Origin of the sequence: Nocardiopsis sp. MG754419, from assembly GCF_018207095.1 — a bacterium.
Lineage (GTDB): Bacteria > Actinomycetota > Actinomycetes > Streptosporangiales > Streptosporangiaceae > Nocardiopsis.
In genome coordinates this window covers 1-15586 of the sequence record NZ_QOCZ01000128.1, presented here as the reverse complement: position 1 = coordinate 15586, position 15586 = coordinate 1, and the positions used below count along the sequence as shown (strand labels likewise).

At 72.0% G+C, this 15586-nt stretch carries 15 protein-coding genes and 2 pseudogenes; 12 read left to right on the top strand and 5 right to left on the bottom strand.

What is annotated here, in order from left to right; all coding sequences use genetic code 11:
• Positions 1 to 473, bottom strand: a pseudogene (locus DSY14_RS21130) (hypothetical protein); the annotation flags it as partial.
• Positions 474 to 789: 316 nt separating this feature from the next.
• Entirely contained in the window at positions 790 to 1563 is a 774-nt protein-coding gene (locus DSY14_RS21125) for a response regulator transcription factor (protein WP_211718345.1), read from the bottom strand.
• A gap of 109 nt (positions 1564 to 1672) precedes the next feature.
• On the opposite strand from DSY14_RS21125, the gene DSY14_RS21120 reads away from it, so the two are divergent.
• The 8 genes from DSY14_RS21120 (at position 1673) to DSY14_RS21085 (ending at position 9518) form a co-directional block, all read left to right on the top strand.
• On the top strand, positions 1673 to 1930 hold the full coding sequence (locus DSY14_RS21120) for a MoaD/ThiS family protein (RefSeq protein ID WP_211718347.1): 258 nt from the start codon (positions 1673 to 1675) through the stop codon (positions 1928 to 1930).
• 34 nt (positions 1931 to 1964) lie between these two features.
• Complete coding sequence (locus tag DSY14_RS21115; protein ID WP_211718344.1) at positions 1965 to 2231, top strand: glutaredoxin family protein; 267 nt, start codon at positions 1965 to 1967, stop codon at positions 2229 to 2231.
• A 356-nt stretch (positions 2232 to 2587) separates the two neighbouring features.
• On the top strand, positions 2588 to 3283 hold the full coding sequence (locus DSY14_RS21110; protein WP_211718343.1) for a redox-sensing transcriptional repressor Rex: 696 nt from the start codon (positions 2588 to 2590) through the stop codon (positions 3281 to 3283).
• A gap of 143 nt (positions 3284 to 3426) precedes the next feature.
• On the top strand, positions 3427 to 4935 hold the full coding sequence (locus DSY14_RS21105) for a glutamyl-tRNA reductase (protein WP_211718342.1): 1509 nt from the start codon (positions 3427 to 3429) through the stop codon (positions 4933 to 4935).
• Positions 4932 to 5888: a hydroxymethylbilane synthase gene (gene hemC / locus DSY14_RS21100; RefSeq protein ID WP_211718341.1), complete on the top strand. Its 957-nt coding sequence runs from the start codon at positions 4932 to 4934 to the stop codon at positions 5886 to 5888. Before DSY14_RS21105 ends, hemC begins: the two co-directional genes overlap by 4 nt.
• A gap of 119 nt (positions 5889 to 6007) precedes the next feature.
• Positions 6008 to 7699 (top strand): uroporphyrinogen-III synthase, encoded by a 1692-nt coding sequence (locus tag DSY14_RS21095; RefSeq protein WP_211718340.1) that lies wholly within the window; start codon positions 6008 to 6010, stop codon positions 7697 to 7699.
• A 70-nt stretch (positions 7700 to 7769) separates the two neighbouring features.
• Positions 7770 to 8768, top strand: a complete 999-nt coding sequence (gene hemB, locus DSY14_RS21090; RefSeq protein ID WP_211718339.1) for a porphobilinogen synthase — start codon at positions 7770 to 7772, stop codon at positions 8766 to 8768.
• 93 nt (positions 8769 to 8861) lie between these two features.
• Positions 8862 to 9518, top strand: coding sequence for a bifunctional DNA primase/polymerase (locus tag DSY14_RS21085; RefSeq protein ID WP_249188221.1), 657 nt, complete (start codon positions 8862 to 8864; stop codon positions 9516 to 9518).
• 36 nt (positions 9519 to 9554) lie between these two features.
• Here the strand turns inward: DSY14_RS21085 and DSY14_RS21080 are convergent.
• Positions 9555 to 10190: pseudogene (locus DSY14_RS21080) on the bottom strand (response regulator); the annotation flags it as partial.
• Entirely contained in the window at positions 10187 to 11473 is a 1287-nt protein-coding gene (locus DSY14_RS21075; RefSeq protein WP_211718338.1) for a sensor histidine kinase, read from the bottom strand. The pseudogene DSY14_RS21080 and the gene DSY14_RS21075, both read right to left, overlap by 4 nt.
• Positions 11474 to 11666: 193 nt before the next feature.
• Between DSY14_RS21075 and DSY14_RS21070 the strand changes: the two genes are divergently transcribed.
• The 3 genes from DSY14_RS21070 to DSY14_RS21060 are packed head-to-tail and all read left to right on the top strand — an operon-like array spanning position 11667 to position 14046.
• Positions 11667 to 12359: a hypothetical protein gene (locus tag DSY14_RS21070; protein ID WP_211718337.1), complete on the top strand. Its 693-nt coding sequence runs from the start codon at positions 11667 to 11669 to the stop codon at positions 12357 to 12359.
• Positions 12356 to 13282 carry an ABC transporter ATP-binding protein gene (locus DSY14_RS21065; protein WP_211718336.1) on the top strand — a complete coding sequence of 309 codons (927 nt, stop codon included), beginning with the start codon at positions 12356 to 12358 and terminating at the stop codon, positions 13280 to 13282. The genes DSY14_RS21070 and DSY14_RS21065 overlap by 4 nt, the downstream gene beginning before the upstream one ends.
• A complete protein-coding gene (locus tag DSY14_RS21060; protein ID WP_211718335.1) occupies positions 13279 to 14046 on the top strand; it encodes an ABC transporter in 768 nt (255 codons plus the stop codon). The genes DSY14_RS21065 and DSY14_RS21060 overlap by 4 nt, the downstream gene beginning before the upstream one ends.
• Before the next feature lie 64 nt (positions 14047 to 14110).
• Here DSY14_RS21060 and rraA read toward each other — a convergent pair whose 3' ends face one another.
• Complete coding sequence (gene rraA / locus DSY14_RS21055; protein WP_211718334.1) at positions 14111 to 14593, bottom strand: ribonuclease E activity regulator RraA; 483 nt, start codon at positions 14591 to 14593, stop codon at positions 14111 to 14113.
• A 282-nt stretch (positions 14594 to 14875) separates the two neighbouring features.
• Here rraA and DSY14_RS21050 point away from each other — a divergent pair, with 282 nt between their 5' ends.
• Positions 14876 to 15538 carry a phosphatase PAP2 family protein gene (locus DSY14_RS21050; RefSeq protein WP_211718333.1) on the top strand — a complete coding sequence of 221 codons (663 nt, stop codon included), beginning with the start codon at positions 14876 to 14878 and terminating at the stop codon, positions 15536 to 15538.
• Positions 15539 to 15586: the final 48 nt, after the last annotated feature.

The window sequence follows — 15586 nt, the reverse complement described above, 5'->3', positions numbered from 1 at the left end:
GGTCCCGTGGGCGACTCGGTGGGGGTCGGCTCCGGTTCGGGCTCGGGTTCGGGTTCCGGCTCGGGTTCGGTGACCTGAATCGACCAGGTGCCGGAGGAGACGCTCAGCGGCTCGGACGTGCCACAGGTGCCCGCTTCGTCGGCGAGCGTGTACTGCAGCGTGGCGGTGACGGTCGCGTCTTCGCTCGGGTAGGCCGTGACTTCGCCGACGTCGAACTTCTCGTCGTCGGGGGCGACAGTCGCACCGGCTGGAAAGCCCCTTGCCTCGTGGTGAGAACCAGTGACCGTCAGACCGACCAGGCAGAGGGCCAGATCACCGTGATTGGAAACGGTGAGGGCGTTCGGCTCGGTGCTCTGTCCCGGGTCGACAGTGTCTTCGTGACTGTCGAAGGCGAGGTCCACGCCGCTGGGCTCGGCGTGGACGGGCGCCGCCGTCGCGATCAGGGTGGAGCCGATGAAGGCCGCGCCGATCAACGCGGGAACGCGGCGTCTGGAGGGGACCGAGGGTGCGGTGTGCGTGGCGGCGGGGACGGGCATCGGTGCGATCTCACTCCTTGCGGTGGCGCGCCAGTGCGACTCGTTCCGCGCCCGGCGGCTTCCGCCGCGCCTGCCGTGACCCACCGGACGCGAGACCGATCTTAGGGCGTGCGGACGCGGAGCACGAGCCCCCCGAACGACGGTTTCCCCAGCGTTCTTCCGAACGCCGTTCCCCGCGGGACGCGCGCCCCTGAGAGGACTCCGGGGCGCCTTCGCGCGAACGCGGACGCCCCGGGGTGAGGGTGGTCGAGGCCTACTTGGCCCCGGCCTCCGCGGATCGGGCGGCGGGCAGCTGCTCGGAGGGCGTGGTGGTCGTGGCGGTCGAGGACGACTTGTTGACGGGGTCCGGGACGAAGCGGTAGCCGACGTTGCGGACGGTGCCGATCAGCGACTCGTACTCCGAGCCGAGCTTGGCGCGCAGTCGCCGCACGTGGACGTCGATGGTCCGGGTGCCGCCGAAGTAGTCGTAGCCCCAGACCTCCTGGAGCAGTTGGGCCCTGGTGAACACCCGGCCGGGGTGCTGCGCCAGGAACTTGAGCAGTTCGAACTCCTTGAAGGTGAGGTCGAGGATGCGGCCGCGCAGGCGGGCGATGTAGGTGGCCTCGTCGATCACCAGGTCGCCGCGGCGGATCTCGTCCGGGTCGTCGTTACCCGCCTCTGCGGCCCCGACGGCCAGGCGCAGGCGCGCCTCGACCTCTGCGGGCCCGGCGGTGACCAGGACGAAGTCGTCGACCTGCCAGTCGGGGGTCAGCGCCGCGACGCCCCCCTCGGTGAGCACGACCAGCAGCGGGCAGTCGAGTCCGGTGGTGTCGAGCAGGCGACAGAAGTTACGGGCGGCCGCGAGGTCCGTGCGGGCATCGACCAGAATGGCGTCGATCGGGGCCCCGGAGCCTCCGCCGGCTCCGGATGCGAGCAGAGCGCCGGCCTCCGCGGGCGCCACCCGCACCGAGTGCAGGAGGAGTCCGAGAGCGGGAAGGACATGGTCGGACGGTTCGTTCGAGTTCGTCAGTAGCAGCAGGTGGCTCATGCGTCTCTTCTCGTCGGCCCGCACGCGGCGGGCGATCGAAGGCGCCATTGCCCTCGGTGAAGATTTGTTTAATACGTCGCCTCCGAGCAACACCAAGGATAATCAACAGATGGCGAAGTGCACTATCAGGTACTGGGCGTCGGCGAAGGACGCGGCCGGAACGGCCGAGGACACGCTGGACGCGGACACGCTTCAGAACGCTCTCGAATCGGCGCGTCGGCTCCACCCCGACGACCGCTTCCAGCGCGTACTCGGTGCTTCGTCGATCCTGGTCGACGAACGCCCGGTGGGGAAGAGGGCCCACGGTGAGCTCACGGTCACGGAGGGGACTGTGATCGAGGTCCTACCGCCCTTCGCCGGCGGATGAAGGGCCGGAAAAGCACGTGGAATCGGAGCGAAACATGAAGGAAATCCCGGCATGGGCGGGGAAGGCGCGCGTGGTGATGCTCGGCAGGCCGGGGTGCCATCTGTGCGAGGACGCGTGGTCGGTGATCGGCCGGGTGGCGGACGAGCTCGGGGTGGACCGGGCGGAGGAGTCGCTGGAGGCGGTCTCCGAGGCCGACCGGGAGGAGTACTGGGACAAGATCCCGGTGACCTTCGTCGACGGTCGACGCCATGATTTCTGGAGGGTGTCGGAGGAACGATTGCGTTCGGCCCTGAAGGGGTGAGGTGCGCTTCGGCCGTCCCGTTCTCCCTTCCGTCCCGCGCGCTTCAGCGGCCGGCGTATCGGGCCCCACGGCGCCCCTTCGGCGTCGTGAATGGGGGCGGTGCTTTTCTCGTCCGTCCGGAATGCGGCCGTTGTGATCTCTCGTTTCGCGGTGGTCGCGGAGGGGCTGATTTGTGTGAACTCGTTCGACGGACGTCACACGGCACCCCACTTTGTGCGTGCTTTCACAAGCACGTAATCTGGAGGTCCCGTACCACCCGTAGGTCGGGGGAGGCGCGCGGATCCGGTGGCCGATGGCCGGGGACGGGCGTGGCCCGCACCCCCGCCCGCACCGATCGCCCCCTGGAGCGTTCGCCTGTGATCAGTCGCCCGCCTCGCCCCCGGGAGAGGGGCATCCCGGAGGCCACCGTCGCCCGCCTCCCGGTGTACCTGCGCGCCCTGCAGGCGCTCCAGGAGCGCGGAACCGCCACGGTCTCCTCCGAGGCGTTGGCCGGGGCCGCGGGCGTGAACTCGGCGAAGCTCCGCAAGGACCTGTCGCACCTGGGGTCCTATGGGACGCGGGGGGTCGGGTACGAGGTGGAGTATCTCGTCTACCAGATCTCGCGTGAGCTTGGTCTCACTCAGGACTGGTCCGTCGCCATCGTCGGCATCGGCAACCTGGGGCGCGCTCTGGCCAACTACGGGGGATTCGGTACCCGTGGTTTCCGGATCGCGGCCCTGCTCGACGCCGACCCCGACGTGGTCGGACGGACCGTGGCGTCCCTGAGCGTGCGGCATATTGACAACCTGGAGGAGGTTGTCCGGGACAAGGGCGTGTCGATCGGGGTCATCGCCACACCGGCCGGCTCGGCCCAGGGGGTGGCCAGCCGCTTCGTCGAGGCGGGGGTGACCAGCGTCCTCAACTTCGCTCCCGTCGTGCTCAATGTGCCGGACGGGGTCGATGTGCGTAAGGTCGACTTGTCCATCGAACTCCAGATCCTCGCCTTCCACGCGCAGCGCAGGGCCGACGGCGACGGCCGTGACGCGGAGCGGGCGGGGCTGGAAGTGACATAGACACCAGGGTCCTTCGGGCCCGTACAGGCGGTGGCGAAGAGCGAGCGTACGCCGCGTTTCGGGGGGCTGACGGCGGGGGTCCTCGGTCCTACCCGAACATGGATAGGCATAGAGCCTGCATAAGTGCCTGCATTGGAGTGCGGATGAGTGTCCTGGCCGTGGGGTTGAGCCACCGGAGTTCACCGGTGGCGCTGCTCGAACGTGTCGCGCTGAACGGGGAGACGCGTACCAAGGCGGTCGGGGAGATGGTCGGTTCCGACGCGGTCAACGAGGTCATGGTGGTCTCCACGTGCAACCGCACGGAGATCTACGCCGACGTCGAGGGCTACCACGTCGGGGTCGCGGCCATCACCGAACTCCTCTCCTGGCACACCGGGGTCAGCCTCGCCGAGCTCTCCGAGCACATCTACACCCACTACGACGACCGGGCCGTCCAGCACCTGTTCTCCGTCACCTGCGGACTCGACTCGATGGTCGTCGGCGAGGGGCAGATCCTCGGCCAGGTCCGCGACGCCCTCAAGGGCGGGCAGGAGACCGGCTCCGTGGGTCGGGTCCTCAACGACCTCGGCCAGCGCGCCCTGCGCGTGGGCAAGCGCGCCCACACCGAGACCCACCTCGACCACGCCGGCGCCGACATGGTCGGGTTCGGGCTCACCGTCGCCACCCGCGACCTCGCGGTCACGCCCAGACCCGGCACGCCCGTCGCCGCCGTCACCCCGCCCGCCGGATGCCCCATGTCCGGCCAGGGCGCCCCGGAGACGGTCGCCGAGGTACCGCGCACCCTCAGCGCCGAACTCCCCGCGGGCCCCCTCACCGGTACCCGCGTGCTCATCCTCGGCGCGGGCTCCATGAGCGCCCTGTCCGCCAACACCGTCGCCCGTCAGGGTGCCGGCACGGTCATCGTCGCCAACCGCACCCATGAGCGCGCCGCACGTCTGGCCGAGTGCCTCAACGAGGCCTACGACACCGTGAACGCCCGCACCGTCCCCTTCGAGGACGCCGCCCGGGCCCTCGCCGACGTCGACCTCGTCATCTCCTGCACCGGCGCCCAGGGGTTGGTCCTGACCGCCGACACGGTGGCCGCCTCCACCGAGGGGCGCACCCGGCCGCTCGTCTTCCTCGACCTGGCCCTGCCCCGCGACATCGACCCCGCCGTCCGCGAGCGCGACTTCGTCCGCCTCGTGGACATCGAGGACCTGCGCCAGGCCGCCGCCACCGGCACGGAGACCGACCCGGGCCGTTCCGGCGCGGTCGACCTCGTACGCGGGATCGTCGAGGAGGAGGTCGGCGAGTTCCAGGCGGTGCGCCGGGCCGACCAGGTCGCCCCCACCGTCGTCGCCCTGCGCTCCCAGGCCCGCGACGTCGTCGAGACCGAACTCGCCCGTCTGCACGGGCGGCTCCCCGACGACATCGACGACCGCACGCGCGAGGAGATCGGCCGCGCCATGCGCCGCGTCGCCGACAAACTGCTGCACCGTCCCACGGTGCGGGTCAAGGAACTGGCCAGGTCCCCCGACGGGGAGTCCTACGAGACCGCGCTGCGTCGGCTGTTCGACCTCGACCCCCAGAGCACGCACACCCCGCAGGCCCCGCTCACGGTGGCCGACCCCGTGCGGCCCGACGCCGCGCGGACCGCACAGGAGAAGGCATGAACGCCACACCCGCCAGGCTCGGCACCCGTCGCAGCACCATGGCCACCACCCAGTCCCAGGGGGTCGCGGACGCGATCACCGAGCGGACCGGTCGGGCCATCGAGCTGGAGCTGATCACCAGCTTCGGTGACGTCACCAAGGCGCACCTGACGCAGCTCGGCGGCACCGGGGTGTTCGTCAACGCGCTGCGCGACGAACTGGTCGCCGACACCATCGACTTCGCGGTGCACTCGCTCAAGGACCTGCCCACGGCCCCCGCCGACGGCCTGGTCCTGGCCGCCATCCCCGAACGCGACGACCCTCGCGACGCCCTGTGCGCGCGTGACGGGCTCAAGTTCGCCGACCTGCCCGCCGGGTCCACGATCGGCACCGGCTCCCCCCGCCGCGTCGCCCAGCTGGCCGCGCTGCGCCCGGACCTGGTCTACGTGCCCATCCGCGGCAACGCCGAGACGCGACTGGGCAAGGTGACCTCCGGCGAACTCGACGCCGTGGTCCTGGCCTACGCCGGCCTCGGTCGGGTGGGCCGTCGCGACGACGTCACCGACGTGTTCGAACCCGAGCAGATGCTGCCGGCGCCCGGTCAGGGAGCCCTCGCCGTGGAGTGCCGCGCCGAACGCGCCGACGGCGACCTCGCCTACCTTTCCGCGGTCGACCACGCGCCGACCCGCGCCGAGGTCGTCGCCGAGCGCACCGTCCTCGCCGAACTCGAGGCCGGCTGCGCCGCACCGGTCGGTGCCTACGGCGAGTACGCGGAGGGCCGTCTCCGGCTGCGCGCGGCCGTGGTCGCCACCAACGGTTCCACCGCTGTGCGCCGCGAGCAGACCGTGGACCTGGCCTCGCCCGTGGACCTGGACACGGCCGTCGCGCTCGGCCGTGACCTGGCCCGGCACATGATCGCCGAGGGCGCGGACCGTATCGTGGCCGAGGCCTTCGCCGAGAGGGACGACCTCTAGAGACCACCCGGGCGGCGTCGGCCGCTGTCGGGAACACCCGCGCGGGTCGCCCCGCCCATCACCGCCCCGGAACTCCGCGCACCGGGACGCGGGCGGCCCACAGCACGAGGAGCGAGTACGTGAACGCCAACGCCAACCCCCATCCGGAGGAGTCGCGTCACAGCACGCGCGAGCCGGGTCACGTCGCCCTGGTCGGATCCGGTCCGGGGGGTGCCGAGCTGCTGACCCTGCGCGGGGCCGAGCTCCTGCGCCGTGCCGACGTGGTCATCCCCCCGCGCGAGCCCGGCGCCGAGGAACTCTCCCCCTTCCGGCAGGAGCTGTTGGCCCTGTGCAGTGAGGACGTGTCGGTGGTGGAGGCCGCCGACTGCGGCGGTGACGTCGAGACGCTCGTGCTCTCCCGCGCCCGTGAGGGTCTTCGTGTGGTGCGGATGTACTCCGGCGACCCGTTGTTCGGCTGCCGGGGCGGCGAGCTCGTCGCCGCCTGCAAGGAGGCGGGGATCGAGGTCGAGGTGGCCCCCGGCGTCTCCTCGGTGACCTCCGTGCCCACGTTCGGCGGTGTCCCGCTGCTCGGCGACGGCGTCCCCGAGCTGCGCATCCTGCACGCCCGTCCGCACGGCGGCAAGGAGGTCGACTGGCAGGAGTCCGCGGCCGGTGACGCGCCCCTGGTCATCCTGGGCGCGGACGCCCCCGCGGGCGAGGCGGTCGAGCACCAGGGACCCGGTTTCGACGTGGTGTGCAAGAGCCTCATCGCGGCCGGCCGTCCGGCCACCACCCCCGTCGCCGTCGTGCGCGCCGGCGGGACCACCCGACAGACCACCGTGACCTCCACGCTGGCCCGCCTGGTGGCCGAGCTCAAGTCCACCGACGCCAAGAACCACCACGTCACGGCCCCCGCGCTGATGATCGTCGGCGCTCCCGTGGCCCGCCAGGCCGACCTGTCCTGGTACGAGACCCGCCCGCTGTTCGGATGGCGGGTGCTGGTGCCCCGCACCAAGGAACAGGCCGCCTCCCTGTCCGACCAGCTGCGCAACTACGGCGCGGTGCCCGAGGAGGTGCCCACCATCTCGGTGGAGCCGCCCCGGACCCCGCAGCAGATGGAGCGCGCGGTGCGCGGCCTGGTCACCGGCCGCTACCAGTGGGTCGCCTTCACCTCGGTCAACGCCGTCAAGGCCATCCGCGAGCGCCTGGAGTCCTACGGCCTGGACGCGCGGGCCTTCGCCGGCGTCAAGGTCGCCGTGGTCGGCGAGGCCACCGCGCAGGCCGTCCGTGACTTCGGCATCCAGCCCGACCTGGAGCCGCCGCAGGACGCCCAGTCCAGCAAGGGCCTGGTGTCGGTGTGGCCGCCCTACGACGCCGAGATCGACCCCATCGAGCGGGTGCTGCTGCCGCGCGCCGACATCGCCACCGAGACCCTGGCCGCGGGCCTCGACGGTCTGGGATGGGAGATCGACGACGTCACGGCCTACCGCACCGTGCGCGCCGCGCCCCCGCCCCAGCCGGTCCGTGAGGCGATCAAGGGCGGCGGCTTCGACGCCGTGCTCTTCACCTCCTCCTCGACGGTGCGCAACCTGGTGGGCATCGCCGGTAAGCCGCACAACACCACCGCCATCGCGGTGATCGGCCCCGAGACCGAGAAGACCGCCATCGAGTTCGGCCTGCGTGTCGACGTGGTGGCCCCCAAAGCCTCCGTTTCGGCCCTCGCGGAGGCGCTTTCGGAGTACGGTGCCGCCAAGCGTCGGGAGGCGATCGACGCCGGAAAGCCCGTCCTGAAGCCGAGCCAGAAGCGTCGCGGTCGCCGCCGCAAGCTCTGAGCGACGCCCGCGCTCCGCGTCGACGCCCGACCACCACGCCCAGACTCCAGTCCACGATCCGGGAGCATCCATGACCTCCGCCGACCACGATGCCGCGTTCCCCGTCGCCCGGCCGCGTCGCCTGCGCCGAGGCCCGGCGCTGCGTCGCCTGGTCTCCGAGACGCGGGTGCTCCCGGAGAACCTCATCCTGCCGATGTTCGTGAAGGAGGGGCTCACCGCGCCGGTGGCGATCTCCTCCATGCCCGGTCAGGTGCAGCACACCCGGGACAGTCTGCGCAAGGCCGCCCACGAGGCGGTCGAGGCCGGGGTCGGCGGTCTGATGCTCTTCGGGATCCCCGAGCACAAGGACTCCGTCGGGTCCCAGGCCGACGACCCCGATGGCGTGGTGCAGGTGGCCCTGCGCGATCTGGCCGCCGAGGTCGGTGACGACATCGTCGTCATGGCCGACCTGTGCCTGTGCGAGTACACCGACCACGGCCACTGTGGTCCGCTGGAGTCCGACGGGCACGTGAACAACGACCTCACCCTGGAGCGGTACGCGTCGATCGCGGCCGCTCAGGCCGAGGCGGGCGCCGCGGTGGTCGCGCCCAGCGGCATGATGGACGGCCAGGTCGCGGCGATCCGCGACGGCCTGGACCGGGCCGGCCACGCACACGTGCCGATCCTGGCCTACGCCGCCAAGTACGCGTCGGTGTTCTACGGGCCCTTCCGGGAGGCCGCCGAGGGTGCTCCGCAGTTCGGTGACCGTTCCGGTTACCAGCAGGACCCCGGCAACGTCCGGGAGGCGCTGCGCGAGGTCGCCCTGGACGTCGCCGAGGGCGCCGACATGGTGATGGTCAAACCGGGCCTGGCCTACCTCGACGTGGTGGCCAGAGTGGCCGAGTCCTCCCCGGTCCCCGTGTCCGCCTATCAGGTCAGCGGTGAGTACGCGATGATCGAGGCCGCGGCGGAGAAGGGATGGCTCGACCGGGAACGGGCGATCCTGGAGACCCTGACCTCCTACCGGCGCGCGGGGGCCGAACAGATCCTCACGTACTGGGCCACCGAGGCGGCACGCCTGCTGCGCTGACACGCACACGGCTTTCGCCCCGGTCGCGGTCGCCGGGCGTTCGGGCCCACCTCGCTCCGGCCGCGTCCGCACCGATCACGACCGGGAGCTCAGATGGCCGACGTGTTGTACCGCCGGAAACGCCGCCACGCCACCGACAGCATGGTGGAGTCGGCACTGCGCTACGCCGCTCTGGGCTGGCCGGTGGTCCGGGGAACCGCGCCGGGGGAGGACCGGGCGTGCACCTGCGACCGGATGGGGTGTCCCGACCCGGCCGCGCATCCGGTCACCGCGGCCTGGGGTGTGGAGGCCAGTACCGACGCCGCCACGATCCGCCGGTGGTGGGCCGCCGATCCGCAGGCGAACGTGGTGTTGCCGACCGGTCGGGTCTTCGACGTGCTGGACGTGCCGCGCGAGGCCGGTGTGATGGCACTGGCCCGCATGGGCCGGCGGGGCGTCCCCGCGGGTCCGGTGGCCGCTCTGGACTCGCGCTACCTGTTCTTCGTGGCCACCCGCTCGCCGATGGACGAGGACGAGTGGTGGTCCTGCCACCTGGACTGCGTGCCCGAGGCCGTCGAGGCGATGCCCGGTCTGCGCTGGCACTGCCGGGACAGCTTCATCCTCGGCGCACCCTCACTCCTGGCCTCGGGCGGCCGCGTCACCTGGATCCGCGCGCCCCGTGAGGCCGAGGGCACCGCTCTGCTTCCGGACCCCATCGCCGTCCTGGACATCCTGGCCGACGCCAGCGAGGAGTTCTCCGCCGGATCCTGAGCGGTTCCCGGAACGGGCCCCGCCTCTCGGGGGTCGGTCGCCGTGTTCGCGGACCCACAGGGCCAGAGCCGTGCGGTCGCGCAGGTCCAGCTTGCGCAGGATGCTGGTGACGTGGTTCTTGGCCGTGCCCTCGGTGATGAACAGCGACCGTGCGATCTCCCGGTTCGTGGCGCCCGCGCCCACCAGCCGGGCCACCTCCGACTCCCGTTCGGACAGCACCTCGCGCGGGACCGCCGGGGGAGCGGGGTCGTTGAGCGCCGCGACCAGCCGTTCGGCGGCCGGACCGCCCAGCACGGTCGCGCCGGCGGCCACCCGGTGGATCGCCGCCACGAGCTCCTCGGGCGGCACGTCCTTGAGCAGGTAGCCGCGGGCTCCGGCGCGCAGGCAGCCCAGCACGAGTTCGTCGTCGTCGAAGGTGGTGAGCACCAGGGCGGGCACCCCGGGGTGCTCACGGCGCATCCTGCCGATGAGCTCCCTCCCGTCCATGCGCGGCATCCTGGCGTCCACGAGGGCCACGTCCGGAGGCGGACCGGCGGTCAGGAAGTCCAGCGCGTCGAGTCCGTCGGTGGCCTCCCCGACGACCTCGATGCCCTCCTCGATCTCCAGGAGCTTGCGCAGCCCCTGACGCAGCAGGATCTGGTCGTCCACGACCAGGACCGACACCGTGTTCACGCCCCACCTCCGATGGTCACCGTAGCGGGCGGGCCGTTCCTCACGTGCGCGGTGGGCACCGCGACCCGGAGCCGGAAGCCCCCGCCGGGAGCGTTCCCGGCGGTCATCGATCCCGCCACCGCCGACACCCGCTCGCGCAGACCGCGCAGCCCGAAACCGGCGTCGGCGGCGTCCTCCGGGGCGCCGGAACCGTTGTCGGCGACCGTCACCTCCACCTGGTCGGGCGCGGACGCCACCGTCACCTCCACCAGGTCCGCGCCCGCGTGGCGCATCGCGTTGGTCAGCCCCTCCTGCAGGGCCCGGTAACAGACCAGTTCGTTCTCCTCGGCGAGCCCCCGCCACGTGCCGACCTCGGTGAAGTCGATGCGCACGCCGCCCCCGGCGAAGGACTCCGTGAGCGCGCGCATCGCGGCGGTCCCGGCCCGCCCCTCCAACCTGAGCGGGCGCAGCGCGCGCACCCAGCGACGGGCGTCGGTGAGGGCGTCACGGGCCAGCGCGCGGGCCTGTTCGACCTCCTCCCAGGCGGCCTCGGGGCGGGCCGTGCGAAAGCGCAGGGCGTTGGACAGGGCCATGGTCAGGGCGGTCAGGTAGTGCCCGGTGCTGTCGTGCATCTCGCGGGACATCCGGGCCCGTTCCTCGGCGACCGTCAGCTCCCGTACCCGCTCGGTGTGCCGGCGCAGTTCGGCGTGGGTGCGTTCCAGTTCGGCGAGGAGTTCCCGGGTGCGTTCGGCGCGTTCGCCGGAGACCACCAGCGCCATGTACGCCATGCCGGACACGAGGGCGAGCATGGTCAGGCCGACGGCCAGCGCGACGCCGACGAGGAGGGGCTCACCGGGGACGACGATCGCCGTCATCGAGAACACGGTGATGAGGGCCGTGTAGCCGAGCAGCCCGGAGACCCCGAAGACGGCCACGGCGTTCATCGCCGCCACGCATACGACCAGCAGGGTGGTGTGGTTGCTGATGAACATCGTGGCCAGGCTCAGCAGGAGGAAGGCCAGGCTGGTCGCGCGCCCCGACCAGGAGGCGCCGGGGCTCCAGCGCAGGAACGGCCACAGCACGCAGGACAGGGCAACCCCCACCAGGCTGGAGACGACGTACCCGACCATCACGGGGCCCGCCCGCCGGATCTCGTCGACCCCGCCGAAGAGGAGGGCCGCCCCGATCACGAGCACCGTGGTGAGGATCGCCGTCCAGAAGAGCATGTCCAAGGCCCGGGGAGGGCGGTCTCCGCGCAGGGCGACCCAGGAGGACAGGTCGGGGAGCCGTCCGTTGTTCGTCATTGCTCGAGGGTAGCCGCGGGAACGGCGCCGGGAATCGGGGAGCGGTCATGTTCGGGGCATGCTCCGGGCCATGACCTCCGGCATGGGGAAAGGCCGGTGCGATCCATGACCGGAGCGTTCCTCGGGGCCGATGTGGCGCGGCCGCCACGCGCTTTAGCGTTCCTTTCCACAAGGCGAGGAAACGGAGCGGACCATGGACGGTGCGGAATGCGCGGAGGGCGGTCGGAGCATTCCCTTTCCCCGTGCGGGAACCGTGGCCGCGATCGCCGCGGTGGCGTTCATGGGGCTGGTGTCGGTCCACCTGTGGTCGGCCCTGCCCGACCCGGTGCCCTCCGGCGAGCGCGACCTCGACGGGGCTCCCTCCACCGTGCCCCGCGGGGTCTTCGTGTCGGTCCTGCCGCTCGCGGCCCTGCTGCTGGTGGGGGTGTTCGCGCTGGTGGTGCGGGTGGGCTCGGGCTTCCAACGGGCGCCGGGACGTGCCGTCCCGTGGTCGTCACCCTCATTGCGGCGGGTGCTGAACCTCTTCCTGCTGCTCATGGCCCTGCTGCTCGCGACCGTGCACACCGTAGCGCTGCACGACGCGGCAGGTCGTATGCCGGAGGCGTCGGCCGATCGTCTGATCGCGCTGAGCGTCGCGGCCTTCCTCGTGGGGATGGGGCTGATCGTCCCGCTCCTCCGGGTGGAGGCGGGGCGGGACGGCGCACCCGCGCGCCGGTGGCACCGCGCCCGGGTGGCGGTGGGTGTGGTGGTGGGCCTGCTCGGGGTGCTCTCGGCCGCGGCGGCGTTCCTCCTGCCCGGCCCGGTCGTCGCGGCCGCGTCGATGGTGCTCGTGGGCCCCGTGATCCTCGCCGGTCGCGCCGTTCCCCGCGCGGAGGAACGGAAATGACGGAAGAACCAAGGGAGTGGCCTGTGCGAACCCCGAATGTGATCACCACGGAGAAACTCACCCGAACCTATGGGGGCGACACCGGAATCCTCGATGTCGACCTCTCCGTTCCCCGGGGGCGCGTTTTCGGCGTCGTCGGACCCAATGGCGCGGGAAAGACCACGCTGTTGTCGATTCTCGCCGGGACCCGGGCCCCCGCAAGCGGGAGGGTGCGCACCGACGGCGGTCGGATCCTGCTCTGCCCGGACGTGCCCGACTTCGAGCCGTGGCTGACCGCGTCGGAGGTGGTCGCCCTCAGCGCGCGCATGGCCGGGGCCGACGTGGGTCCCGGCGCGGTCGCCGGCGCCCTGGACCGGGTGGGGCTGGCCGAGGCCGCCGACCGCCGCAACGGCCGTTTCTCCCGGGGCATGCGGCAACGCCTGGGGCTCGCCGCGGCCCTGGTGTGCCGGCCCGACGTGCTCATCCTCGACGAGCCCGCCTCCGGGCTCGACCCCCAGGGCCGGGTGGACGTGCTCGACCTCATCACCTCGCTGCGGGGCGAGTGCACGGTCATCCTCGCGAGCCATCTGCTGGGCGACGTGCAACGGGTCTGCGACGACGTCGTGCTGCTGGTCCGGGGCCGGGTGGTCCACCAGGGACCCGTGTCCGACATCGCCGACCAGGGCCGCCCCGCGGCCTGGCACGTTCGGGTACGCGAACGCGCCGACCACCTCGCCGCGCTCCTGGCCGCCGAGGGCTGGGTCACCCACGTGTCCCGGGTCGAGGCCGACTGTGTCTACCTGGAGGCCGTGGACGCCGCGGCCGGCGAGTCGGGGATCCCCCGCCTGCTCGCCGAGCACGGGGTGCCGCTGGTGGCCATGAGCGGTCACACACCGGACCTGGAATCGATGTTCCTCTCCCTCACGAACAGGACGGCACGATGAACGGCACGCTCTACCGACTGGAGACCACGCGGCTGCTCCGCACGCACACCCTGCTCCTCCTGGTGGCGGCCTTCGCGGCCTTCGGGGTGGTCGCACCCGTCCTGACGTTCTTCATGGAGGACCTCCTCGGGCTGGCGGATCCGGGTGGGGATCTGGCGGCGATGGACCTGGAGATCCCGCCGATGTCCGCCGCCGACGCCCTGGGCTCCTACGTGGAGTTCGTCATGCCCTTGGGGGTGCTCCTCGTGGTGTTGGTGGCGACCGCGTCGCTGACGGTGGACGCGAGCCCCGGCCGGTCGGTCTTCTACCGCTCCCGGGTCGCCCGCATGGCGGACCTGATCCTGCCCCGCGTCGTCGTGCCCGCCGCGGCCGCGTTCGTCGCCCACCTGGTGGGTGTCACGGTCGCCTGGTCCCTCACCTCCCTGCTCTTCGACCCCGCACCGCCGCCGGCGACGCTGGCGGGGGCGGTGCCGGGCGGTCTCTACCTGGCCTTCGTCGTCGGGGTGGTCGCCTTGGCCTCGACCGTGGTCCGGAGCGCGCTCGCCACCGTCGGACTGTCGATCGGTGTGCTGGTGGTGGTCGCCGGTATCGGTGCGATCCCGGCTCTCGACGCGTGGTCGACCGGCGCCCTCGTGCGGGCGGTGCTCCTGCCGTCGACGGGAGGGGCGTTCGCCGACCTCGCCCCGGCGGCTGCGCTCACCGCGGTGCTCACGGTGGCGGCGGTGGCCCTGTCCATCGTCCGGAGCAGTGCCCGAGAAGTCTGAATGGAATGATGATGTGAACTGCGGGGGTGTAGCAGGGGTCCCCGCAGTTCACGTCCGCTTCGTCTCAGATCCTCGTCGCGTTGACGACGATGCCGTCGTGGTCGCTGTAGAGCCACTCGCCGGGGGCGAACGTGACGTCGCCGAAGGTGACCGGGACGTCCAGGCGCCCGGCCTCGTCCTTCAGGGACGTGCGCGGGTTGGCGCCCAGCGCCTTGACGCCGAGCTCCAACGTCCCGAGGGCGACCGTGTCGCGCACCGCACCGTGGATCACCACGCCGGCCCAGCCGTGGCGCACCGCCGATTCCGCGATCTTGTCGCCCATCAGGGCGCTGCGCAGCGAGCCTCCCCCGTCGACCACCAGCACCGCGCCGTCCCCCGGGGTGTTGAGGACCCGCTTGACCAGGCCGTTGTCCTCGTGACAGCGCACGGTGCGGATCGGTCCGGAGAAGACCGCGTGCCCTCCGTACCGCCGGAACTGGGTGGAGCAACTGCGCAGGGTGTCGCCGTGGTCGTCGATCAGGTCCGCCGTGGTGAAGGTCGTGGTCATGACGGCTCCGCTCTGTGGGTGTGGGTGTGGGGGGTCGGGTGGACACGCCTGAATCACTCGTCGGTGGTCCCCGCCGGCCGTGCCGGGGTCGCCTGTCCGCGGGGCCGATCCGCGCGCACTCTTTCGCCGGATTCCCCGCCGTACGGCTCTGTGGACCCCCGGTTGATGACAGGATAAGGACTTCCCGTCATTCGCCCGTGGGAGTCCCGTCACCGGGACGTCGCCCGGCATCCCCCTGCCGCCCGAGCGACTCTTCTCCCCGTACGACCCCAATGGAGAGAGATGGTCTCCGAGATCTTCGCCATCAGCGCCACCTGGTCGCGGGCGGTGATCGAGTTCGCGGCCGGACTCGACCCCTGGATGCAGACCGCCGCCGAACTGGGCACCGACCTGTTCCTCGGCGTCTTCGCGATCCTGTTCCTCATGGCCTGGTGGAAGGCCAGGTCCGTCGGCTCGCGCCGGGTCGGCCTGGCCCTCTTCGCCCCGGTGGCGACCGTCATCGCCTACGTCGTCAGCGTGACGATCAAGTCGTTCTTCCAACAGCTGCGGCCCTGCCAGGCCATGACCGACCTGACCGTGATCGCCACCTGCGACCCGATCGGCGACTGGTCCTTCCCCAGCAACCACGCCGCCATCGCCGGGGCGGCCGCCGCCGCGGTGATCGTCGCCTGGCGTCGCTTCGCCGTCGCGGCCGTCGTGTTCGCCGTCCTGGAGGCCTTCTCCCGGGTCTTCGTCGGCGCCCACTACCCGCACGACGTCACCGTGGGCCTGCTCGTCGGCGCCATCGTCGCCACGCTGGTCTCGCTCCTCGCGGCCCGCCCGATGACCTTCGTCGTCGACCGGCTCGCCGAGGTCCCCCTGCTGCGCCCCCTCCTGCGCGCGAACACCCCGTCCCCGGGCCCCGGTCACGAGGAGATCCGTCAGAACTCCCACGCCGGCGCCTGACCCCCGCGCACGTGTGCCCTGCCCCGTCCCCTCGGGGCAGGGCACACG